The sequence below is a fragment of the Paenibacillus glacialis genome (assembly GCF_001637205.1).
GTDB classification, from domain to species: domain Bacteria; phylum Bacillota; class Bacilli; order Paenibacillales; family Paenibacillaceae; genus Paenibacillus_AQ; species Paenibacillus_AQ glacialis.
The window spans coordinates 1-23,752 of sequence record NZ_LVJH01000026.1 but is presented as its reverse complement, the minus strand read 5'-3'; the positions used below and the strand labels follow the sequence as shown (position 1 = coordinate 23,752).

The 23,752-nt window shown below is 42.2% G+C and carries 17 protein-coding genes and 7 pseudogenes; 21 read left to right on the top strand and 3 right to left on the bottom strand.

The annotated features are described in order from the left end of the window. Positions 1–755 precede the first annotated feature (755 nt). Positions 756–1,210: pseudogene (locus tag PGLA_RS29005) on the bottom strand (EamA family transporter); the annotation flags it as partial. A 243-nt stretch (positions 1,211–1,453) separates the two neighbouring features. Continuing rightward, positions 1,454–1,519 (bottom strand): annotated as a pseudogene (locus PGLA_RS29755) (MerR family transcriptional regulator); the annotation flags it as partial. A gap of 112 nt (positions 1,520–1,631) precedes the next feature. Here PGLA_RS29755 and PGLA_RS29000 point away from each other — a divergent pair. From PGLA_RS29000 to PGLA_RS26855, 20 genes and pseudogenes are all read left to right on the top strand, one after another. Continuing rightward, positions 1,632–1,787: pseudogene (locus PGLA_RS29000) on the top strand (transcriptional regulator); the annotation flags it as partial. Between the two features lie 187 nt (positions 1,788–1,974). Then, positions 1,975–2,130, top strand: a complete 156-nt coding sequence (locus tag PGLA_RS28055; RefSeq protein WP_161487914.1) for a hypothetical protein — start codon at positions 1,975–1,977, stop codon at positions 2,128–2,130. Positions 2,131–2,322: 192 nt separating this feature from the next. Beyond that, positions 2,323–3,750, top strand: coding sequence for an ABC transporter substrate-binding protein (locus PGLA_RS14865; protein WP_068534054.1), 1,428 nt, complete (start codon positions 2,323–2,325; stop codon positions 3,748–3,750). 78 nt (positions 3,751–3,828) lie between these two features. Further along, entirely contained in the window at positions 3,829–4,011 is a 183-nt protein-coding gene (locus PGLA_RS14860; protein WP_068534053.1) for a hypothetical protein, read from the top strand. 80 nt (positions 4,012–4,091) lie between these two features. Beyond that, positions 4,092–4,355, top strand: coding sequence for an efflux RND transporter periplasmic adaptor subunit (locus tag PGLA_RS14855; RefSeq protein WP_068534051.1), 264 nt, complete (start codon positions 4,092–4,094; stop codon positions 4,353–4,355). Positions 4,356–4,993: 638 nt separating this feature from the next. Next, the gene (locus tag PGLA_RS14850; RefSeq protein WP_068534049.1) at positions 4,994–5,767 is read left to right on the top strand and encodes a sugar phosphate isomerase/epimerase family protein; all 774 of its coding nucleotides are present in this window, start codon (positions 4,994–4,996) and stop codon (positions 5,765–5,767) included. Positions 5,768–6,369: 602 nt separating this feature from the next. After that, a pseudogene (locus PGLA_RS14845) lies at positions 6,370–6,878 on the top strand (IS110 family transposase); the annotation flags it as partial. 400 nt (positions 6,879–7,278) lie between these two features. Further along, positions 7,279–8,214, top strand: coding sequence for a LytTR family transcriptional regulator DNA-binding domain-containing protein (locus PGLA_RS14840; RefSeq protein ID WP_068534047.1), 936 nt, complete (start codon positions 7,279–7,281; stop codon positions 8,212–8,214). Positions 8,215–8,392: 178 nt separating this feature from the next. Further along, positions 8,393–9,238, top strand: coding sequence for an ABC transporter ATP-binding protein (locus tag PGLA_RS14835; RefSeq protein ID WP_068534045.1), 846 nt, complete (start codon positions 8,393–8,395; stop codon positions 9,236–9,238). Beyond that, entirely contained in the window at positions 9,235–9,948 is a 714-nt protein-coding gene (locus tag PGLA_RS14830; protein WP_068534043.1) for an ABC transporter permease, read from the top strand. The genes PGLA_RS14835 and PGLA_RS14830 overlap by 4 nt, the downstream gene beginning before the upstream one ends. A gap of 39 nt (positions 9,949–9,987) precedes the next feature. Beyond that, positions 9,988–12,270 (top strand): accessory Sec system translocase SecA2, encoded by a 2,283-nt coding sequence (gene secA2 / locus PGLA_RS14825; protein WP_068534041.1) that lies wholly within the window; start codon positions 9,988–9,990, stop codon positions 12,268–12,270. 624 nt (positions 12,271–12,894) lie between these two features. Further along, a complete protein-coding gene (locus tag PGLA_RS14820) occupies positions 12,895–13,671 on the top strand; it encodes a CPBP family intramembrane glutamic endopeptidase (protein ID WP_068534039.1) in 777 nt (258 codons plus the stop codon). 121 nt (positions 13,672–13,792) lie between these two features. Continuing rightward, positions 13,793–14,863: a sensor histidine kinase gene (locus PGLA_RS14815; RefSeq protein ID WP_068534037.1), complete on the top strand. Its 1,071-nt coding sequence runs from the start codon at positions 13,793–13,795 to the stop codon at positions 14,861–14,863. Further along, positions 14,863–15,519: a response regulator transcription factor gene (locus tag PGLA_RS14810; protein WP_068534035.1), complete on the top strand. Its 657-nt coding sequence runs from the start codon at positions 14,863–14,865 to the stop codon at positions 15,517–15,519. Before PGLA_RS14815 ends, PGLA_RS14810 begins: the two co-directional genes overlap by 1 nt. Before the next feature lie 322 nt (positions 15,520–15,841). Further along, complete coding sequence (locus PGLA_RS28050) at positions 15,842–16,054, top strand: hypothetical protein (RefSeq protein ID WP_068534033.1); 213 nt, start codon at positions 15,842–15,844, stop codon at positions 16,052–16,054. A 942-nt stretch (positions 16,055–16,996) separates the two neighbouring features. Continuing rightward, entirely contained in the window at positions 16,997–18,361 is a 1,365-nt protein-coding gene (locus PGLA_RS14800) for an MFS transporter (protein ID WP_084411137.1), read from the top strand. A gap of 69 nt (positions 18,362–18,430) precedes the next feature. Further along, positions 18,431–19,648 (top strand): annotated as a pseudogene (locus PGLA_RS14795) (macrolide family glycosyltransferase). A 271-nt stretch (positions 19,649–19,919) separates the two neighbouring features. Continuing rightward, complete coding sequence (locus tag PGLA_RS14790; RefSeq protein ID WP_145939565.1) at positions 19,920–20,132, top strand: hypothetical protein; 213 nt, start codon at positions 19,920–19,922, stop codon at positions 20,130–20,132. Positions 20,133–20,325: 193 nt separating this feature from the next. Next, positions 20,326–20,610 carry a site-specific integrase gene (locus tag PGLA_RS14785; protein WP_068534027.1) on the top strand — a complete coding sequence of 95 codons (285 nt, stop codon included), beginning with the start codon at positions 20,326–20,328 and terminating at the stop codon, positions 20,608–20,610. A 462-nt stretch (positions 20,611–21,072) separates the two neighbouring features. Next, positions 21,073–21,192: pseudogene (locus PGLA_RS26855) on the top strand (ATP-binding cassette domain-containing protein); the annotation flags it as partial. A gap of 904 nt (positions 21,193–22,096) precedes the next feature. Here the strand turns inward: PGLA_RS26855 and PGLA_RS14780 are convergent. Then, positions 22,097–22,486 (bottom strand): hypothetical protein, encoded by a 390-nt coding sequence (locus PGLA_RS14780; protein ID WP_161487913.1) that lies wholly within the window; start codon positions 22,484–22,486, stop codon positions 22,097–22,099. 262 nt (positions 22,487–22,748) lie between these two features. On the opposite strand from PGLA_RS14780, the pseudogene PGLA_RS29420 reads away from it, so the two are divergent. Beyond that, positions 22,749–23,638 (top strand): annotated as a pseudogene (locus tag PGLA_RS29420) (ISL3 family transposase); the annotation flags it as partial. Positions 23,639–23,752: the final 114 nt, after the last annotated feature.

Below are 23,752 nucleotides of genomic sequence, written 5' to 3'. Positions count from 1 at the left end.
CAAGAATTTCGGATTGACACTGTTTCTCAATTTTTGTATATCGATGTAATGCCTTCAACTGATTGCAAAGTGAAAATAAGAAAAGCGAAGAGGTGAACCTATGAATATCCTTTCCAAGGGTGGGCTAGATTTGTCCGGGTTCCCACAAGTATTGCTCGATCAGTTGAACGGCCGGCACGATAACGGGGAGGTAATCATGTAGAGGTCGCCAAACGTGGCCATTAGCCATTCGTCCGAATATTTTGCTGACATCGGTCGGGCGAAGAGTAGCCGGAGCTCGCCTCCCGTGTTGGTGTGTTTGACTGCTTACTGATCGGCCTAGGTGACCTGGCGGTTTAGATCGACCGCTACCCGACCAACGGGGCGATTTTAGAAAACACCCGCAAGGGTGTGTGATAAAAGACATCCTCATGACAGGATTCGGGAATCAATTCCCGCACGAATTGCAAATAAGGTTCTACTGGGGCAAGCGGTAATATTTGCGATACGTACTGTACGTTTGCCCATTTTATCGCAGACCATGGCATCCAGAAGGTTACAGTGGAAGATTTTAGGGATGAGTCCGGAGAAAACGAGCGATTGAAATCCTTCGTGTTAGTTTAACAATAGCAATTTCTTACTAAACTAACGGGCTAGTTCCAACTGGTTACCATCTGGTGACTGAAGGAAATGGAGAACCTTGAAAGAAAGTATTATTATATCGCTTTATTAACTCACTAAGGATAACTCTGCGAAATCGGAATTATCATAAGAAACTATTTTGATGCAAATCGCCGTGCAATCGCCACGCATAGTATGACACCAATATTTACAATAAAGATAGGCCAACCAATTGACTCGTGCAGAACGAGAGCTGAAATTAATAGGCCAAAGAAGGCTGGAGGAGCTGTAACTGCCCGACCGCCGCTATGCCGCCCTTGGGCGAGTCCGCGATACCAGAACAAGAAGGCGATGAGCATGCTGAACAGGGAGACATAAGTCAGGCTCCACCCTCCCACTAAACCGGCATGTAAATAAACGAGAGCAGTAACATAACGGGAAGCGACAGTATGAGTGCCCTAGAGATCACTTGCCACCCCCCTAGTCTCGGTGAGAGGATTGCCCCTTCCGCATAACCGTAACCACAAACGATAATAGATGCCAGCATTAACGCATCACCGACCGGTGAAGAAGTAGCCCCTGGTGTTAGGGCGAACCTTATCACAAATAGTGGTAAAGCAGAAACGTGAACTGCTGATAGCTGGGAATCAACTTGAAAGTCGAACTATGTTGTAAGTCTGGTCCTAATCGCTGTCGTTATGCTAGGAATTAATGCTTTGATTCATAGGTTAAAAGCATTAAAGGCGAAGGAAGCGGAAGGCGATGCATCAACGCCGATGATGATGTAACTTACCCGAGATAGTTTAAAAAGAAGGGCTCCATTTAGAGTTTCCCTGGACCTCCAGTCAAACTAGCGAATTTGATGAACAGACACGTTCATAAGATTGGCTAATTCACTAATCGTAATTTCACTCTTCATAAAATTCACTCCGATAGCTTGGAATCCTCAACGATACACCTTAGGTCAGACCTAAGGTCAAGTGCTTGTATTAAAATTATTAGTTAAAACCAGATCATTTAATTCTCTCATAGCTATTGAGGGAACCGCATCCTTATTCGAATGTGATTTTGTCCACGGCGACGATTGCTCGATTCAAGCTGTAATGAAGGAAGCGGAAGAGAAAATGGAAAGCCATCTTAAAAACACGAAGTTGACAGATATGGTCCAAAAGCAAACGCAAGTTTAAGGTTGAGCCATTTGCTACACATTAAAATTTTTTATCAAATAATAGATATAATAAGTCTTCAAAGTCTATATTAAAGATCTGTTAACAGAAGCGAAATCAGGTGTCATCATTCCGGAACTAGTCGTATATCCGGAAATAAAAATTAATTTTGAAGCGGATCTAGATTCGATTTCTAGCGGACTGTATTATGCGACACTGGCTAGATCAACAAGTTGCGGAATTGTATTATCTGTGCAAGGATGGCAATGACTTAAAATATAGTGTTATGGTTGATGTGAGATCAGAAAAGGTTGTCGGGTTCAGCAAGGATGTAATGGCGCTGCTTAGTTACTATACGTGGTAATAAGCAGGACGATAAATAGAGAACTATAGCAAGGTAGCCAATCGTTTATGCGATTGGCTATTTGTTATTTTGGGACAATTAATTTTACAACTTCAATACAACTTCTTCTAACTTATCATATATATCCTCCCTATACTGATGAAGTACAGCTGTATTTTGAAAATTCAGCTAGTACAGGAAGGGAGAGCAACAATGAAAAAAAAGATGCTGATATTCATCGCGATTATAATGGTCGTCGTTTCTGCTTGCAGCAGACCAAGTGGCAGCAATGGAGCGAATGGACAAGCAAACACTTCGACAGGAACTGACGAGAAAGCAACAAATTCTCCTAAGGATGGGACGGATGGTAAGAAGAATAATACGGAGAAAAAAACGATTGTGCTCTCAACCTTTTATAAAAATGACGTTTTTGTAGAAGCAAAGAAGCTATATGAAGCCAAAAATCCTCATATTACAATCGAAATAGAGCATATCGAATCTAATGACTCCGATGGGGAAGCAAAGCTAGAGAAGTTCGTAAAGACGACAGGAACAGCTATGTTAGCCGGTAAAGGGCCTGACATACTAGAAATGGATCAATTGCCAACCGATCACTATGTAAACAAGAAGCTTCTAGCGAACCTAGGCGAGATGATCGATCAGGATACGACCTTTAAGAAGGAACAATATTTCAGTAATATTTTGGACGGAGTAAAAATAAACGGAGGATTATATGGTATGCCGTCTGGCTTCTTCCTCTATGGACTTATTGGAGATGAAACGATAATCGAGAAGAGCGGAGTGAAAATCGATGACAGCAGTTGGGATTGGAGTGAGTTTGCGAGTATAGCGAAGGAAATATCCAAGAAATCGAAAAACAATACAGCCGGATTAAGCTTATCAACCATAATGATCCAAGGTGCAGATGAACTCTTGCTTAGCAATTTAGTAAAAGACCAGTATGCAAAGTTTGTTGATAGCGAGAGCGGGAAGGCTAACTTTGATTCTACACTCTTTATCGATCTGCTCAAGGAAGTAAAACATCTGTTGGACGAGAAAGTGATAGACCCAGATGCGAGAGAAAATATTTTTCAACAAGTTCAAATTAACTCGCCATCAGACTATGTTCGAGAGACGAACCCGGATCTGTCTAATAGGAGCGGCTCTGATTACAAGCGAAAACTTTACTTAAAGCCTAATGCCAAAGGCCAAGAAACCGGAGGTTTTTTTAGAACATACCAAACAATGGGTATCAACGCGAATTCGGACGTGAAGGAGGAAGCATGGGAGTTTGTGAAGTTTGTCATATCGGATGAAATGAAGGAAAACTCAAGCGCATATGGCTTTCCTATAAATAAAGCGTCATACGAATTGGGTGTGGAGAAGGTACTAAAAAAGGGGAAGGTAGATTCAGGTCAGCCATTCGGACCGTTAAAGGATGCTATGTATGAAATTACACAAAAGGATACTGATGAATTGGAGAAGTTTCTGACAACCGCTAAATATCCAGTACAGTTTAAGGACTCTAAGGTGATTGAGATATTAATGGAGGAGTCTAAAGCCTATTTCTCAGGACAAAAGACACCAGAAGCAGTGGCAAAGCTCATTCAAAATAGGGTGACCACTGTAATTAACGAGTAAAAAGACAAATCGAAATGGGCCCTAATAGGTACATATAGGGTCCGTTCTCTTTTTAAAAATGGCAAGGAGGGTTTGAAAATGATCAGACTGCTACGTAAAGAATGGGCCGTTGCAGTTCTGTTTCTTGCACCTAGCCTAATAGGCTTCTCTAGTTTTTATCTCATTCCGGTTGGCATGGGATTTCTATATTCGTTCCAGGATAGTACGATTGGTGGTACATTTGTTGGCCAGCGGATCCCGTTAATTCGTCAGGCGATGTAGAAAATGGAACAACTCTTACAGCGATGAAGCATCTAGTCGTTGCAATCGAGGACGAGGCGCTAAAGGAAGGCGAGTAGGCGGTGACCGAGTTAAACCAAACGATCAATGATGTCATTTTGGTGCCAAACAAAGCAATTCATAAAGAGGGCGATCAAGCTTATATATTCGGAATTGAGGAAAGAAATGGGCCGCTAGGCAATGATTTTTACGTGAGAAAAACATATATTAAGATTTTGGACTCGAATGAAACTCAATCGGCAGTCGAGGGGTTATGGGAGGAGCAACAAATCATAGTAGACAGTAGTGATCCGCTGCAGGAAGGCGATAAGGTTCGCATTCATTAATTGGATCAATGACTGAGAAAATAGGGTTGTAACTAGGAGTCGGAAGAACAAATTCTGACTCCTAGTAGTTAGTCTACTGAGCCTAAGTTATAGTATGGATGGAGGTGTTACGATCGTTACGAGAGGCAATAACGCTGATTCATTCGGCGACTCGGTTAAGCGTCTGCATGCAGACCGTACCAATTCAGATGCACAGACATGTAAGAGGATAAGAACATATACCTAATGGAATCCGCGTTGGACGCGGCTTTTTTATTTTATAGGTACAAGTTCTTGTCCTTTGCTTAAGACAAGAACTTGTACCTATTGCCGATAATGGACAAGAACTTGGTACTAAAGCCGATTTAATATTCGTCTATTTTGTGCCAAAAATGAGCAAAATCCGAAATGTGCGAGTTGTATATGGGGCCGTTGGGAAGGTACTTCTCAGTTTTGTTCCATGGGGAAATGCCAGAAGGTAAAATATTCCTGAGTGTCGAAATATAATGTCGAAGGGAGGGATATTATATGGAGGACAATTTGAAAGTATCTGATTTTATCCGCAATATAAGTATAAAATGATTTATAGAATTTTGTTAGGGTGATGTCTATGAATTATATAAAAGCTATAACGGAAAAATCCGGAAAGGAAGCGGCTTATGATTACTATTTATGATTGGTTTGGCTATGAATTGCCGATTAAGGAACGTTATCAGTTAATAAAAGAAGCCGGATTTGATGGTGTTTTATTATGGTGGAGTGAAGACTTTAATCGGAACGATTACCGCAACGGGCCACAAATTGCGCGAGAAGCGGGTCTTTTTATAGAAAATATCCACACGCCAATCCAAAACGAAAACAAACTCTGGCTTGACAATCTGGACGGTGAAGCCTTAACCGACTGCTATTTGCAATGTGTTGCAGATTGCGCCGAATTTGAGATTCCGACAATGGTGGTGCACCTGCCGGGCGAAGACAATCTATATAACCCATTGGGACTGGATAGAATCAAGAGAATCACTGAAAAAGCTGAACAGCTTGGTGTCAATGTTGCGCTGGAGAATTTACGGAACCTTACCAATTTGGCGTATGTGCTGGAGCAAGTGGATTCTCTGCGTATCGGATTCTGTTATGACTGTGGACATCACTACCGCTACTATCAGGGCAATGATTTATTATCCATGTACGGTTCCCGGTTGATGGCAGTACATTTACATGATAATAACGGAAGTTATGCCCAACACGGGTTACCCTTTGACGGCACGATTGATTGGTCTACAACCATGAAAAAAATTGTGGAAACGGATTATTCAGGCGCGACTGCAATAGAGGCCATGAATTGGGATTATGAGGATTTATCGGCTAAAGAGTTTTTACATAAAGCGTTTGAGCGAGCAAAAAGGCTGGAAGCATTAAAGCTCTATAATCCATGAAAACAGAAATAATCCGCAACAATCTTTGATATATGCAGGATACCGTAATTAGCAGCATCTTCGCCTTATCCCAATAAAGAGAAGGTGCAAGTACAGAATTGCTCGTAATTCAGGCCGCTGCGCCTATCCAACCAGTCAAGGGACGAGTAGTATTTTGCTGTCGCAAAATCTCCACTCTTAAACCCTTGACTGGCTGGTTTTTTGCTGTGTCATGGCCTTGCCGAAAACGGGGAACAGGATGTTGTGTTAATAATAAATATGAGAAGGCTTGAAAGAGGACAATAACTTGTACCGTTAGCCACGGAGTCAAGACCGGGACTTTTTCAAATTTTGGGTGCGTTTTTTTGTTTTTTATTGGACCAATTAGGTTCGAATCAATTGTACCCGTACAACACGGCATCTGTCGGATGACAAGAATATGTACCGCTAACCGAAATAGCTCAAGAATATGTTCCGGTGGCCGATGATGATTAAGCCAACGGGCAGCATTCCTGTAATGAGTAAGAATGACGTTTAAACAATAAAAGACCTCTTGATATCATAAGAATTGTCCTAAGCTGGCCAGCAAAAGGGACGAATTCAAATATCAGGAGGCAGATAATATGAATTATAACCAAAATGAGAAGATAGCTCAAATCACTTCTCAAACGATAATAGTTGGCGTAGATATCGCTAAGTACAAGCACATTGCACGCGCACAGGATTTAGAGGGCAGGAGTTCAAGAAGGTTTTCCATTTTGAAAATACGAACTCAGATTTCAATCACTTTCTAGGTTGGATTCAACAACTAATGAAAGATCAAGGGATGGAAAAAGTGATTGTAGGAATGGAACCAACAGGTCACTACTGGCTCAATCTAGCTCACTTTCTTAAAGATCAACGTATTCAATTTGTCGTAGTAAACCCGATGCATGTAAAGAAGAGCAAGGAGCTAGATGACAATTCACCTACAAAAAATGATGTGAAAGATGCTAGGGTAATTGCACAGTTAGTCAAAGATGGGAGATATGCTGTACCCAATATTCCACAGGGAGTGTACGCAGAACTTCGAGTGGCGAAAAAGATACGCGATCTTCTATCTGTTGACCTAAAAGCGGTTCAAGGACAAATCGAGGGAGTTGAATAATACACATTGAAGAGCAGGTGCTTCGGTATCCTGTTCTTTTTATTAAGCTCCCGGGCAGGATAGTTTGAGATCATTTGCGGTGAACCGTATCATAAATAAGGGCAAGTTTTTTTGCGGCTTTCCTTGCGGGGCATGGATTACCGGCCCCTCCGCTCAATGACAGTCGTCCATCTCCTGATTCCACTTGCAGAACCACCCCAAAAATACGTTTATGATCTACCGCGAGTGAATGAGCCGATCCAAATTTTGAATGCGTTGTTGCATGAAAAATCCCCTCTTATCGTATTTAAATGCCGTTATATTTTTCAGTAAAAACTGACAAAAAAGTATCCTAACATTATAATTGTTATATATATCCTATAGCGGCACTGACCAGGAGGACGGCATGCAATTTCAACCAATGTATTATGATGGGGAATTATTTCTACCGAAGATCGAATTAAATATGACATCGAACCAATCGATTGGCATTATAACGGACTTGAAGCGAAAGCAGCTTTTAATGAATCAATTAGTTGATCATTCCCAATTTTATTTATTTCGAGCTCAACAAAGCGAGTATATGCGTTTAACGGTGGAAGAGCTAATCACTTTTCTAATCAAAGTAACGGAGAGGAATGAGCGTGTCGCTTTGTTAATGGATTATTTTGCTTTAAAAGAAGAACGGAAGGTAAAAATCAAGGATCTAAGCTCATCGAAAAGGATGTATGTGACATTGCTACGTGTCTATTTTGCGCATCAGCCTACACTTGTACTGGAGGAACCCTATTTTTACTTAGAAGAGCAAGATCGTCGTCAATTTAAACGGATTCTAGATGACCTTTTGAAAGAAAAGCAAGTATTAATTTTAACTTCGAATTTAGAGGATGCCATTATTTCCTGTGATGCCATTTATCGATTGAATGAATTCGGATTTCATCAATTGGATATTCGGGACTCAGAAGAGGATAAGCAGGAAGTACAGAAACAAGATGAGGCCAATATAACCTTGCAGAAGATATCTACAAAAAGAAATGACAAAGTGATTTTATTTAATCCGCCTGAAATCGATTTTATAGAAAGTATAGATGGTTCGATCCTTGTTCATGTGGGTGGGGACAATTATGACTGTGCTTTGACGCTAACCGAGCTCGAGCAGAGATTGTTAAATTTCGGATTTTTTAGGTGTCATCGATCCTACATCGTTAATCTGCAAAAAGTAAGAGAGATTATTACATGGACGAAGAATAGCTACAGCTTGCGATTAAATACAGGTAAAGATGCCGTGGTTCCGTTATCGCGTTCAAAATTGCATGAATTAAAAGCACTTCTTAACATTTAAAATGTTTGCGAAGCAAACATAACTTCGTAAGCATATGCCATGTCCAGAGTAATGTCGAACCAATCAAGCATTGGGTGGTACCATTCAGGCTATAGAAGCTACATTTCGGCGGGTTTTGATGGCTGGAAGCATGCAATCTTTATATGCTTAAGGCATCAACGCTAAGGAAGTGGTGTTAATGGATGTTATCCAAGTAGAACGTATTCGAAAGAGATTTGGAAATAAGGATGCGTTAACAGATGTGTCTTTTTCAATTCCGAAAGGGGAAATTTTTGGTTTCCTCGGTCCGAGTGGTTCAGGAAAAACAACATTAATAAAGATTTTAACTGCGCAATTAAATCCAACAAGTGGACAGGCAAGTGTATTTAACCAGCCAGCGGAGATGATGCAGCAGTCTGCACAGAAGATGCGCTTTGGCATTTTGACGGATAACAGTGGTCTATATGAGAGATTATCGATTGAGGAAAATCTAGAGCTGTATCGTAAGTTATATAATCTTCCTAGATCTTCGATCGATGAGGTGCTGCAGTTTGTAAACTTAAGCGGAGAGCGCAAAAAGAAAGTCAATCTCCTATCGAAAGGGATGCGTCAGCGTGTCATGTTGGCATGCGCGATTATCCATGAGCCGGAATTATTATTTCTAGATGAACCTACTTCAGCTTTAGATCCAGTAAACTCATCACATATTTATAAAGGCTTACGCTACTTAAATGAGAAAGGGACAACGATTTTTTTAACTACGCATGATATGGCTGAGGCAGAATTGATATGTAACCGTGTAGCGATTTTGTATCAAGGACAAATCCAAACCATCGGCTCACCAAAGGAACTTAAACGACAGCATCGAGAAAACGTAGTCTGTGTTGACTTAATAAATGGGGAAGCCTACGAGCTCCCGATAGATGAGGGAACGGCTGATCAAATAGCGGATTGGATGAAACGAGGGTTAATTGATCGATTAGAAACGAAAGAGCCAAGTCTAGGTGATATCTTTATTAAAATGACAGGAAGTGAGTTACTATGAGTATCTCATTAAAACGTGCTCGAGCGATATTCGTGAAGGATTACAAAGAGTTTTCACGCAATTATGCGGTCTCCATTATGTTGCTCTTTCCAATTTGCCTTGCACTTATTCTTCGAAGTGCACCCCCGTCTTTGTTGCATGGAGCTATCGGTATTGTTCTTAATACTTCGTTTGTGATACTACCATGTTTCGTACAAGCATGCTTAATTGCGGAAGAAAAGGAGCGTAACACTTTACGATCATTAATGATGACTCCGGCCACGACCATGGATGTTTTAATCGGTAAAAGTACTTTAGTCTTTGTAATGTCTGCTATTGTTCTGACTATTTCTACGTATATACTTGGCTATGAGCCAGCTAGTATATGGGCGTTTGTGGCAGCAATCATTCTTTCGATTATTCTATACACAGCAGCCGGGACGATATGTGGTTTATTCTCCCAGACGGTGCTTGAAGCATCCTTATCTATAATTCCTGTAGCGGTCATCTTCACTGGGGCGCCAGGGGGAGCGTTTCTGGTGGATGATTATCCGATCTTGAAAGTGCTGGAGTACGTACCGAGCAGTCAACTTGTGTATTTGCTAGGTATACCGAATATAGGCTTTACGACGGGTGATTTATTAAAACCCCTCCTCATTATTTTAGCATGGACGGTTGTATTAACGATTGTGTCTGTTGTTTTGTATCAACGACGGTTAAAGGATGAGTAATAGAATCGCGTATTTCTACCGAGGAGGGATCAAATTCCGATGAATTTAGCCGTCAAGTTGATGCGAGAATTCAAAGACCGCGATACCCGGCATAAGCTGAAAGGCTATCGGGACAAAGCGGAGCTCATCAGGAAACGGAATTTGGAAGCATGGGACGAAAAGCAGCTGCAAGCGGAATCTCTCTGGCTGAATAAGGAAGCAAAATCGGGTACGCCTTTGGACGAGCTGCTTGTCGATGCCTATGCGCTAGTTTGTGAGGCAGCAAAGAGAACGCTCGGATTACAGCCCTACGATGTCCAGATCATGGCTGCCATCGCTCTGCACGAGGGATTTTTGATCGAGCAGCATACCGGTGAAGGAAAAACGCTCTCTGCTGTTATGCCTGCTTATCTACATGCGCTAACTGGCGAAGGCGTTCATGTGCTGACTTTTAACGATTATTTGGCAAATCGAGATGCGGAGTGGATGGGCCCGATCTATCGTTTCCTCGGGTTAACGGTAAACTCGGTTCAAGCGGGCATGAGCCTGTTCGAGAAACGGGAAGCGTACGCCAAGGATATAACCTACGTTACGGCTAAAGAGGCGGGATTCGATTATTTGCGCGACATGATCGCACTAGACGAAGCCGATACCGTGCATCGTCCTTTCCACTACGTCATCGTCGACGAAGCGGATTCACTGCTTCTCGACGAAGCGCGGGTGCCGCTAGTCATCGCCGGCGAACCGGGCTCTTTCGGCAACGACGGCATTCGTTTCGCAGAAGTGGCTCGGCAGCTCGCGCAAGTAGAGCATTACGACTTCGACGAGTTCATGCGGAACGTTTATTTGAATGAAACGGGCTCTGCGAAAGCGGAATCGCTGCTGGGATGCGACAATTTGTACGAAAGCCATCATAGTCATTTGTTAATATCGTTAAATTGCGCGCTGCATGCGGAATTGTTATTGAAAAAAGACGTCGATTACATCGTCCGGGACGGTAATATCGAGCTGATCGACGAATATACCGGCCGTGTGGCGGAGAACAGGCATTTGCCGGACGGGCTGCAAGCCGCGCTTGCGGCTAAAGAAGGGATGCAGTCCTTAGCCGGCGGGAAAATTCTCGGTACGATTACCCTTCAACACTTCATTAGCCTGTATCCGAAGATTTGCGGAATGACGGCTACCGCGCAGGCCTCCGCAATGGATTTCGAAGATATTTATGTGCTGCAGGTCGTGCAAATTCCACCGAACCGGCCAAACATACGGATTGACCATTCGCACCGGATTTATACCCATAAAGAAGCCAAACTTAAGGCGCTTGTACAAGAAATCTCATCCGCCCATGCGACGGGACGTCCGATTCTCATTGGTACGTCAAGTGTCGGAGAGTCTAACATGCTGGCGGAGGCGCTAACGGTTGCCGACGTACCTTGCCATGTTCTTAATGCGAAAAACGACGCAAAAGAAGCCGAGATCATCGCCAAAGCGGGAGAAATCGGCGCCGTGACGGTGTCTACGAATATGGCGGGACGCGGCGTCGACATTCGGCTTGGCGGCGGCAACCCCACGCAAGGGGAAGTTGTCGCCAAGCTGGGCGGGTTGTACGTGATTGGTACGCATGTGAACGAAAGCGTGCGGATCGACGACCAACTGCGCGGGCGTTCGGGTCGCCAAGGTGACCCGGGAGCTTCTGTATTTTTCGTAAGCTTGGAGGACGAGTTAATGCTTCGGTTCGGTATCAATAAAGCGATTCGCAATCTTAGGCAGGATGAGGCTCTCGAAGATTCGGTGCTCCGCAGCAAAATTGGACAAATTCAGCACATTATTATGGGCCAAAACTTCGATATCCGCCAGGAACTGAACTGTTATTCGGATATGGTGGAGGATCAGAGGCGAATTCTATACGGGGAGCGGCTCGCAATTTTGAAAGGCGAGAAACAGATGAGCCCTTCGGAGCAGCGGGTACGGCTTTTTTATATCGACCAGTTCTGGGCTGACCATTTGGCATACGTTTCTTACCTTCGCGAAGGCATCCACTTGGAGAGCCTTGCTAGCCGCAATCCGATCGACGAATTTCATGTGCAAATCACCCAAGCATACGAGCAAATTCCGGCTAAAATAAATAGTGAGTCGGCGAATATGCTCCTAAGGCTCGAAGGTTCAAATGATCCGGCGAAGTGGGAAAAGTTCGGTCTGAAGAGCCCTACTTCCACTAGGACGTATATTATCAACGATCAATACAAGGAGTACATGCAGAATCCCAGTTCATGGACCTCAGGGACGATAATCGCTTATTGGATTCGCAAGATGTTGAGGCCGGTATTCGGATGGTCAAAATTTTGATCGGGACGAATACGAGCGAACGCTCGATTCATCCTGCGCGGAGCTTTTATTTATTACTAACCTCAATATAATCTCCCTTTAAGGTTCATGGCCTACTATAAAGGTACCTCTTATTTCATGATGTAATATGGTAAGGCCCCGCAGGATAATCCCTAGCGGGGCCTTGTGTTAACGAAACACATTTATAACCTTCGATACATGTTCTATATCTTCGGAAGGAAAATAATATTTAGTTTCTTTTGATTAATTCCCAACGTCTATTAACCTCTGTGGGCTCTGTTTGGTTGCCATACGAAGATATTATTGCCCCATCGACTTATTCCAACACTCAGAAAGTAGCGGGGATCTTTACTTAGGCTTAGCTAGTTATACCCCGGCAGACTTGGCTAAGACTGCTTAATTATAATCAAGTAACTTATATAAAAATCTGGTGGGCTAATAACTGACCAGCGGAAGCACCGTCCGAATGTGGGGAGAACTCCCTTCTTTCGGCACGATGCTTTTTTGTTTCTCTAACATTTTCAGATGCTATCCATGGTTTATGACGATCGTCACTTATCATATGATGGTCCTTTTTAATATATTTACTCCAGTAAATATATTTGTCGAGAAGGAGTGAGAAGGTTGAATAACGAAATAGAAATCAAGCAGTATAGTGTTGGCAAAATATTGGGTTTATGGGCTTTGGTCACGTTGCCGATGTTCTTTATTAGATTCATATTGATGCCGGTTTTGGTGCCAATCGTCAGTATACATCCTGGTATTCTCTATTGGATGCTTATGATTATCGGCATGATCTGGCAGTTTGTACTATCTGTCATCCTCTTGAAAAGAGAACTGGGTAATTTAAGCTGGGCGAAGCTGAAAAAAAGACTGTGGCTAAATCATCCTGTTCATCCGAAAACGTTTAAGGTCTACAAACTCGTTTATTCATTCACGATTCCGATTATTCTGTACGCTTTTTTCTTTGAAAGCTCAGGTTTGTTCGAGTTTGTGGGGGAAGCTATCAATCGGATTTTCCCGTTTATGGCTCCTCAGGAATATGCAAAAATACAAAACCTGCTGGCCCCTGAATTTGTCGGTGATTGGTATCTGCTCGGTATTGCGCTTGTCAGTTGTTTGTTTAATTATTTACTGGGGGAAGAGTTGTTCTTCCGGGGTATTCTGCTGCCGAAGATGAAGGGAGCCTTTGGAAGATGGGATTGGGCAATGAACGGCGTTTTGTTCGCTATTTACCACCTTCATAAAGTATCGGATATTCCTTTGATTCTCGTTGGATCGATTTTTTACGGCTTTTTAAATGTCAAATATCGTAGCTTTTGGCCGGCCGTCATCATTCATGGGGTGGAAGCCATTCCATTGCTTCTAGGTGTTGTTGCGGCTATTCTAGGAGTCCTGTAAAGCGATTGATTTCTAAAGGATGTGTGGTCTCATAAATATTTCAACCGTTCATACATTAAGCAACACGAAAGTATCGAGAATATTTTTCTATGGGCTGACTTGCTCTTATGTGGTCCTGCTAATGCTTTATGTTTTATTATCTCAATATAAAGGCTCTATGGTTGTTGCGATCCTGATAGGGCTCTATTTTTTAAGACACACGAAACGAGTGTTAAATCATCCCAAGTATCATCTCATTGCAGCATTATCCCCGCTTGTCGAAATCGTTCTCCTCTTTCTTCTATTCCTGCGAAGCGGAACAGAAATTGAGAGTATCGCATTTGTTCTCTTTGTTGCTGATCTTCTCCTGCACTACAAGTCGTGGTACGCTTTTCCGTTTGCCTATGGCGGATATTTAACCTACATTTTTTTGTGGTCAGCAGGCGGAGAAGATTTATGGCGGAATATGTTCCATATTTTGAGCTATTCGTTTTTGGTAATACCAATCTGGAGCACCAAGCTGCTGCTCAATCAAAGAGATATGAACCTTCGATTAAACGAATCTTTGATCCAGGAAGCTAGAATGAGAGAAGAGATGGCGGCATTAAAAGAGAGAACGCGGATTGCGGAAGAAGTTCATGATACTGTGGGACACACGTTAACTACAGCGATCGTCGCCCTTGAGGGTGCCCAACTGCTCTTCGTTAGAAAACCGGAGGAATCTCTTCGGAAGATCCTCATCGCACGCGAGCAGCTGAAGCAAGGACTCGGCAACATCCGTCAGGTTGTCAAAACATTAAAAGCAAAGGAAGGGACTATTGGCGACTTGGGGCTTAAGGAAGGAATACAGAAGATCATGACCGATACTGAGAAGCAGACGGGCGTTCAATTTATTTTGCATTATGAGGCGCTCACCCATCTAATCTCTCTTCAGGAGTATGTCATGATCAACTTCATAAAGGAATCGATTACCAATGCGCTAAAACATGGCAAAGCAAGTACAATTGAGATCTCTGTCCATGAGCAGCAAGATACGATTCATATTAAGGTAAAGGACAATGGAAGCGGCAGCGATTCATTCATATATGGGTTTGGTCTGAAATCGATGGAAGAAAGAATTGAGGCCATCGGAGGTCAATTAAGTGTGCAAAGTGAGCCTATGAAGGGATTTGCACTCCATGTCCGGATGCCTGTTGCAAGGGGGGACAGTTAATGGATAGCGATCGCAAAATCAGCGTCATGCTTGTGGATGATCAGAAACTTATGCTTGAAGGTCTGGAAACTTTGCTTTCGATAAGATCGGGGATAGAGATCGTTGGGAAGGCTCAAACCGGCGAAGAAGCGCTTGAACGGCTTCACTCGGTTGTTCCGGATGTCATTCTGATGGACATCCGCATGCCGGGTATGGGAGGCGTAAAGGCAACCGAAGCCATTAAGGAGCTCCACCCGCATGTGATCATACTCATCTTAACGACCTTCGACGATGATGCGTATATCATAGAGGCTTTATGCTACGGAGCTTCCGGTTATTTGCTTAAAGACATCGATGGAGAGAAGCTTGTTCAATCCATCGATGAAGCGCTTTCCGGAAATTTGCTGCTTACTGGTAAAGTGGCACAAAAGCTTGCTCTCAATATCCGCAATAAGAACAGCGGATTTGAAAAAGCAGGTAAGGAACTTGAGCTAACGCAAAGAGAGCTTGACCTAGCAAGGCTGCTTATGGAGGGATACAACTCAAAGGAAATTGCCGAAAAATTATTTTTGACTCAGGGAACGGTAAAGAACTATTTAAGTGACATTTATACCAAGATCGGTACCAATGACCGGGCTAAAGCGATCTTGTTATTAAAAAGGTATTTATCAACATGAAAAGAAGTGTAACCAATGGAATGAAATAACAATAAATGAGAGGCACAAGGATTTGTGTCAAACACTCTTTCAAATAACGAAATCATTTGAGGCATACTTGTTTAAAACTATATTGAAAGACTACAAACATTGCATTAAAAGGTTCACCGGATTATTCACAAGAAAAGGTGAACCCTTCCCAGAAATATGCCCCTATGCTTACTCTTATGTCTTTTGGAAAGAGAGTTTTTATAACATTCCCTTTTCTAAATAATATTAACGTCGCTAAAAAGAATAATATAGTTCAGTTCGAACTACCAATATATTATCAAGAAGATGGTATATGAGTCATTTGGTTTGGGAACTAGCAACATACCATTTTGATAATTGGTTAAAAACTGCAGATGTTTACGCTGAGAAAAAGATTAGGCCAAAGCCCAACTTTGATTACGATTACAATTCAATTGTTTTTTTTCCAAGGAGAAGAAACAGGCCTGAAAAGCACACTTTTAAAATAATAAATTGGAGAGAATTGAAATGTCCTTATGTACTGTAAGATGACAAAAATATAGTCTGATTGCCATCACATTATTTTGACATGTGATTTCGGGACAAGAACATAGTACCATACAAAGTCGCTATATTAGCGGCTTTTTTTGTTTTAAGGAACCAAGTTCTTGTCCTGAGCTGAGGACAAGAACTTGGTTCCATTGCCGTAAAGGACAAGAACATTGTTCCTTTTCCGATTTGATGTTGATCTAAATAGTTTTACGCATAGATTAAAAACGATGAGAACTCTCAAGGAAGGAGGAATGTCGGGGGACTAGAATATTGCATCATCCGAAATCGCTAAAATTAGCGATCTTTTTATTTTCAGAAAGCAGGTCATTTCAGGGGATCGCACGGCGAAGCTTCTCTGGAGCAATGATTACCGAGCGACAGAGAAGGGCCATTAGCCCTTAAAACTGAATAAAGACAGAGACACCAACATATCCTCACTCCAGGTGTGGCAGGATGCATGCGAGGTACTGCGTTAAATAAGACGGTCACGGTGCACTCATCCGGACACGGGCTATCCCGATCGTAGACCTAAGTGTGACTTCAATGTCTTATCCATTGACACAAACATCCCCTCACACGATACTAATGACACAAATTTGTATTAACTAGGAAGAGAAGACTTTGTAGTTGTCCCGCATTTCCCAGAATGTCCAAGTTCGTACCATCAACCCTCAGCCTTACAAGGATATCAACCTGGCTGTGCCGTCTTCGATTGCCGTTATGTACGGTATGATAATCAGTTGAAGTACTCAGCTTGCTTTCTATCATTTCTACTTATTAAACATTTTTATTTACAAAGTAGGGTGTTTGTTGTATATTTAGATCATAAAAAAGGTGAATTTTACCATAAAACTCATCTATTATGGAGGTGTAGGAGACAAACAACAATCAGATTGGGATTTTTGATAGGCAGCACAGGGCGTTGACGATTGGTATTATGCTGGTTCTGACAACCGTAGCTTTCGAGGGGCTGGCTATTACGACAATTGCCGCGAAAATGGCACAAAGCTTGCAGGGTATTCATTTATATGGTTGGATCTTCAGCGCATTTTTGTTATCTCAGCTTATTGGAACCCTGGTTATGGGTCAGCAGGTTGACAAGCGCGGCGTTTTTACATCCATGCTCGTGTCGTTTAGTATTTTTGTGCTAGGAACCGTGGTTGCGGCTGTTTCTTTTGATATGCACATGCTTATTGCAGGAAGAGCCCTTCAAGGTTTTGGGGCGGGAGCCCTGATCACATGTGTTTATACCTGTGTAACGTTGCATTATTCGGATACTCTTCGTACTCAAATTTTAGCGGCATTCTCCATGGCATTTGTCCTGCCTTCCTTAATCGGGCCTTACCTGGCAGGCTTTATTGCCTCCTATATGTCATGGCGGTTTGTTTTCTGGATCGTTTTACCCCTGATTGGATTGGCATTAAGTCTCACATTCCGCTCTTTCCGTGATCTGCAGCTTCGGCAAGTTCTGACAGGTCCAGCCCAAACAGCCGACTCGAAGACTCTTCATGCAATTCTACTTGCCATTGGAACGGGGCTGTTACTCACAGGACTTGGTATGATAACCTATTGGAAAGGAATAGTACTCACTTTGGGTGGTTTATTCGTCATGATCCCACAAATGCGAAAACTTCTGCCTAAGGGCACTTTTGCGGTGAAAAAAGGATTGCCTGCTACATTGGTTTCCAGAGGGTTGTATGTGGCTTGTTATTTTACAACGGAGAGTTTTGTGATCTTGGCACTAACCGAAGTAAAGGGGTTATCGGCAGACCTTGCTGGCCTCATTGTAGCAGCAGGTTCTTTGAGCTGGTCCGCCGCAGCGTGGTTGCAAGCCAAGCTTGATGTACGAGATCAAGGTCGTGGCCGAAAGCGCAGAGTCATGATGGGTATCGGGATTATGATCGCTGGGACTGTACTTGTGATCCTAGCCCTTATGTTGTCGGACGGTGGAATTATACTCATCCTGCTCTCTCAAATGATTACCGGCTTCGGTGTTGGATTGGCTAATCCTACAACTGCGGCCATTGCTTTACAACATGCGGCGCCTAGGAAAGAGGGAGAAATGTCCGCGAATCTGCAATTCGTGGATTCCTTCTATATGGGAGTAAGCATCGGAGTTGGCGGCGCTCTAATCGCCTTGTCAGAAACTTTACAGTGGGGCATATCGACAGGAGTTGTGATGGTGTTAACACTCCAATTACTATTGGTCTTATTCAGTTTCTTGGCATCTTTACGAATCACCGAACTCGTTCATCAAGAACATCATCCGATCAGCCAGGCGAAAGAGAACATTCCCATGTAACGGATGACTGTCGCGTCGTTAAAAACATCACGAAGAACGGGGGAAAAATTGCATTGGGAGGTAGACAAAATGGCACGTGTATTAGTTGTCATTACTCCGGCTGAAGGCCATGTGAATCCGTCGTTAGGATTAGTTACTCAGTTGATTGACAGTGGAGAGGAAGTTGTCTATGTGTGCACGGAGGAGTACCGCTCCCGAATTGAACAAACCGGAGCCCAGTTCATTACCTATCCATTTCCGCAAGATGCCTTCTCTCATGATCCAGTGTTGAAACCGTAGGAGTACAAGCATTCTTATCAGTTCATTTATATGATGGTAGGCGGTATCATTCGGAGGATTATACCCGAGGTGCTTCGAGTGATAGAGAATCAAAAGTTCGATTATTTGATCTTTGATTCCCTGATGGGCTGGGGAGGGACTATTCTTGCAGAAAAACTAGGAATTCCCGCGGTGTGTTCGATTGCCTCCTTTGCTTTCGTAGATCCTTTGGGAGCTGGCGAAGGCATGAATGAGAAGGAGATGGATACGAATACGAAGGAACTGTATGAGGCTACGATGAAGATAACGCGTGAGTTAGCGCAAGAGTTTCAAGTGAGTATTCCAGCTATGGAAGAGATTCCGGCACATGCAGGTCGGTTAAAACTTGTGTATTCAAGCCGTTATTTTCAGCCGCAGGCAGAAAAGCTGGACAGTAGTTTTATTTTCACTGGTCCTTCAATCATACCGCGTCAAGATGCTCCGACCTTCTCGTTCGAGCTGCTTCGTGAACGATACCCGCAAACCGTGTACATTGCCATGGGAACCATTTTAAATAAAAACTTGGATTTCTATCAGCTTTGTTTTGAAGCATTTGGGGATTTGCCGGTGAATGTGGTTCTATCTTCAGGAAGATACACGGATATGGAGCCGCTGGCTGATCGAATTCCTCCTAATTTTATCGTCATGCCATACATTGCACAGTTGGATATGCTGCAGCATACGGATGTTTTTATTACACATGCCGGAATGAACAGTACTAGTGAGGCACTTTATTACAACGTTCCGTTGGTGATGATTCCATTAACGTCGGATCAGCCTCTTGTCGCCAATCGGGTACAGGAGTTGGGAGCGGGTATCACTTTAAATAAGCATAACCTCAGCACAACTGATTTGAGAGAGGCATTAGCAGAAGTACTAAGCAAAACGCTTTATAAACAGCAGGCTTACCTCATCGGTGAATCTTTACGGCAGGCCGGCGGTTATAAGCGGGCCGCCGAAATGATTATGAATCATTTTGCTAAGGTTTAATCTTCTTATTCCATAATCGAATACACGTCTTTTGGACTCCAGCAACAGAGGTTTTGGGATTAACTCACTAATTGGAAAAATCAGACCGGATGGTCTGATTTTCTGCTTTTACAAATACGCTGAAATGAAATGATCCAGAACCGGAAATCTGCTCTCGCCAAGATATCTAAAGAATCGTGTAAATAATAAGAAAGAACACCACACGTAGAGGAGCTTGCTACGTGGCAGCTTCTCTTTTCCATTGATATGCTGAAGAAGGGAGGGGATGAACGTGTATAACAAGAAGTATTTTATTCTAATGCCACTTATGCTAATTATTGGGCTGTTATTATTTTTCTTTCTTCCAGCAAGTCAGAGACCTTATGTGTTATTAGTTCCTATTGTTTTTTGGCTGATTTATTACACTTGGATATTTATTGAAAGAAAACAAAAAGAAAAAATTATAATTGGCTGTATTGAAGTAACGGGCAGTAGAGAGTGTTGATAACTGGCTATTATTAAAGGTCCTTATTCATTTATGACACGGTTCACTGTAAATTAGTCTGCAACCTCGCTAGCACTTCCACCGCTCGACCATGAGTGAAATTTGAAGCGATACAATAAAGACGTTTGTTCATATATTTTATAGAAATTACTACATAAAATATGGATCCTCATTTTATTGAAAAAAGGAATACTTGTTAGAGTATTCCTTTAAATATTATTTAGCTGTTCGACTACTTCTTCAAATTTCCGTACTAAGACACTTTGATCGGTTTGCTGAGCGAGTGAATATTGTGGATGAAAAGGGTGAGTATTTTCATTTCACGGTCTATGCATTTCGACATCGTTTTGGAATCAATCTAACAAAGAATGGGTTAAACATGGCACAAGTACACCAGTTGTTAGCCAATGTCACTTCAGAAATGACCATGACTTATGCTAAAATTACACAGAAATTGAAGCTTGAAAATAATCATTGAAACGTGCTTTTTTGTATAAAGTAGTGTGTTCGCATCAAAAAATTAGCCAATCTTCTAAAGTGGCTAATTTTTTTGATGCGATATGATTGAAAGGGAATCGGATCAACTTCTTGTCATCCGACATGAGAAGAGACACATTGTAGGGAGATTAATGTCATTAATGTGGACACTTTAGTGTCATTGGACAACAAATGTAAGAGGACAAGAACCTGTACCGATTGCCGCAAAGAGTTTTTTCACAAATGCCCAAACGGATACTCGTCAGTTAAAACACTCATATCTGTTACCCAATTTTATCTGAGCTTGTTGTAATTTTCTGAGTTATGATGGTGTTAAATTTATATAGGAACAAGGGGAAAAGTTATTAATTACACTAACTACGTATAGGATCGGAATAGATGAAAGTATGCTGGAGTTGTATTTAACCGTAAAACACCTAGTGTAAATGCCGTTCACGATGTTAACTTGTCCATTCAAGAAGGGGAAGTTAAGGTCATTATAGGAGAGAGTGGAAGCGGAAAGACGACAATGGCTCGGTTGGTCGCGCCTATTGAAGGAAACGTCTGCCTAGATTCTGTTTAATGGTATCGATTTATGCGTAATAAACGTCCGAGATATACATAAGTACCGTGAACAAATGCAGATGATTTCCCAAGATCCTTATGATTCATTAAATCCGAGAATAAACGTTTTCTTGATCTCTTATTAGAGCCACTTCATGCTCATAAGAAGGATTTGACCAGTGAGACCAAGAAAAAGCTAGTCATCGAACTGTTAGAAAAAGTGGAATTGCTGCTGATGAGCCGACGGCCATGCTAGACGTTTCTTTACGAATAGGAATATTGCAGTTATTACGAACATTGAAGCATGAAATGTGTTTAACCATGCTGTTCATTACGCATGATTTGACATCAGCGGTATATATGTGCGATCGGATTTGCAGTCATGTATCGTGGTGAAATTGTTGAGATCGGAACGAGTCATAACCTTATACGAAAGCGCTAGTTTCCGTTGTCTCTGATTTGAACTTTTTTATTCAGCATCGGTCAGAATTCATTTTAGATGAGAAAGTGAAGAAAAAAATGCAACAGTGGATGTCCGTTCTATTTCTATGGACGTTGTCCACTTCGAACCGAAATCTGCCAACGAATACAACCAAAACTTGAAAAAAGATCGTCACTGAATGAGGTTGCTTGTCATCATACGTAACGAATGAGTAGTAAAATCAAATTGTTTCTAATAAAACATCGATCTATACATGAAAGTTGACAAGATTGTTGTCCAATTAATATCCGCGATAATCTTTGATAAATTTGATGATTAATAAATTTATCTGTAATAACTCAAATAGGCAGCCTATTTGAGTTATGTTTGAAGTATCATTATTTCCAATAAATCTACAGCTAAGGCTTTTGATCCATTTATTCCTTTTAGATGCTAAAATGGAACTTCCGACCTTCTTTTCTTCCGGCAGCCTAACATTAGACTACAGAGATACGTAAATTGAAGTGGGGCCTGCCATAAAGGTATTCGTTGTGCCCCAAGCAAGCTGATTGCCGTTTGAATCAGTCGCTCTAATTTCTATTTTGTAGGCGTTTAACGTCTCCATCCCGACATTTCTGTTTTGACCATTCACTAAATTACCCTGAGTCCCCCACTCAACCAGGGTGCCGTTTTTATACACGAAATACTCATAGTAAGATGCTCCAGGAACAGTTCTCCAAGAAACATTAGCGGAGAAATAAGACTGAACAGAAATCGACTCAGAATTGACAACACTTACGGTTGCTGGTGCAGCAGCTTGAGTGCTTTCTTGGGCAAACGCTGGAACAGCGCCAGTAATTATGAGAGCGGTTGTAAGTACGGATGCAAACATTTTTTTCATTGAACGGCACACTTCCTTTTCAATTTTTTTAATACCATAAGTGCATTAAGTATTATAATATTCCAAGCACCTTTATATAACCATTAATTACAATAAAATATAAATAATTATAATTAACTATTTTGTTGGTATACTTTTAATTTATGGTTCTTAAGGCGTGGATATCCGCGCCCATCCCGGCACTGCGGCCGTAGTGTCGTGGCCATAACGATGCGATCCGGAAGCCAGGAGTGCGAGCTGCTGCAATCGTCCCATGGAACAGGCTCCCGCCAGCACAGTACTACAGATGTATAGCGATGCGATTCCTGTAGAGTGCGAACGGCTTTCTGAGCAAGCGTGGATGCAAGCCATACAAAGTAATGGGTTAGTTGTGGGTGTCGATGACTTCGCCATAAAGAAAGGTCATAACTACAATACGGGTATCCATGATCTGAGGGGAGAGACGATGCTCGATCTTTTGCCTGGACGAAAACTGGAAGATCTGTGGGCATACGCCCAGCAGCACCCCGAGTTTCAAAAACTGGTACCTAAAGCTGTCGTCATGGATTTGGCTCAAGCCTATCACACGTGGATTAGCGAATGCTCTCCTACTGCCATTCGAATTGCAGACCGATTCCATGTTCATCGCTATGTCATAGAGGCACTACAAGTAGTTCGTAAAGCGGTACAAAGTACGCTTTCTTCGCGGGCAAGAGCCCTCCTAAAAGCGAATCACCGCTTGCTAAACCCTCCCGTAGATCTGTATCTGCGGAAAACAAGAAGGAGCTTGATGAATTGCTGGCTTACTCATCCGTTCTGCGAAACTCTTGGGAATGGAAAGAAGCCTTTACCACATGGTACGACAATTCACCGAATGTTCAAGTTGCTATTGAAGGCAGGTGGTGTGAGTTAGGCGAACAAATCGACCACGTATCGGTTAAAAACACACTAAAAACGATGCGTAATTGGCAAGAAGAGATCATCAATTACCATCGTTGTCGTTGGACAAATGCTACAGTAGAAGGTCGTCATAACCGTATTAAGGCTTTTCAACGTCGCCATTATTTCATGCGTAATCCGGGTCCCTATAAAGCAGGCATCCTAATAGAATGTAATCGCCATCGCCTCTTGAGCTTTTTTTTTATAAGATGGATTGTAATATGAAGTGCGACAGTTTGAAATGAAAATATCCCATGGAAGATTCGTGTAAAATGGAGTCACCACAACAACCATTACACAAGGAGAATCTCAACATGGGTTACACACATTTTAGCATCA

Bases quoted from the DNA above. Each gene is read 5' to 3' on its own strand.
- PGLA_RS28055 (WP_161487914.1), top strand. From the start codon at position 1,975: ATGCGACACTGGCTAGATCAACAAGTTGCGGAATTGTATTATCTGTGC.
- PGLA_RS14865 (WP_068534054.1), top strand. From the start codon at position 2,323: ATGAAAAAAAAGATGCTGATATTCATCGCGATTATAATGGTCGTCGTT.
- PGLA_RS14860 (WP_068534053.1), top strand. From the start codon at position 3,829: ATGATCAGACTGCTACGTAAAGAATGGGCCGTTGCAGTTCTGTTTCTT.
- PGLA_RS14850 (WP_068534049.1), top strand. From the start codon at position 4,994: ATGATTACTATTTATGATTGGTTTGGCTATGAATTGCCGATTAAGGAA.
- PGLA_RS14840 (WP_068534047.1), top strand. From the start codon at position 7,279: ATGCAATTTCAACCAATGTATTATGATGGGGAATTATTTCTACCGAAG.
- PGLA_RS14835 (WP_068534045.1), top strand. From the start codon at position 8,393: ATGGATGTTATCCAAGTAGAACGTATTCGAAAGAGATTTGGAAATAAG.
- PGLA_RS14830 (WP_068534043.1), top strand. From the start codon at position 9,235: ATGAGTATCTCATTAAAACGTGCTCGAGCGATATTCGTGAAGGATTAC.
- secA2 (WP_068534041.1), top strand. From the start codon at position 9,988: ATGAATTTAGCCGTCAAGTTGATGCGAGAATTCAAAGACCGCGATACC.
- PGLA_RS14815 (WP_068534037.1), top strand. From the start codon at position 13,793: ATGCTTTATGTTTTATTATCTCAATATAAAGGCTCTATGGTTGTTGCG.
- PGLA_RS14810 (WP_068534035.1), top strand. From the start codon at position 14,863: ATGGATAGCGATCGCAAAATCAGCGTCATGCTTGTGGATGATCAGAAA.
- PGLA_RS28050 (WP_068534033.1), top strand. From the start codon at position 15,842: ATGAGTCATTTGGTTTGGGAACTAGCAACATACCATTTTGATAATTGG.
- PGLA_RS14800 (WP_084411137.1), top strand. From the start codon at position 16,997: ATGCTGGTTCTGACAACCGTAGCTTTCGAGGGGCTGGCTATTACGACA.
- PGLA_RS14780 (WP_161487913.1), bottom strand. From the start codon at position 22,486: ATGTTTGCATCCGTACTTACAACCGCTCTCATAATTACTGGCGCTGTT.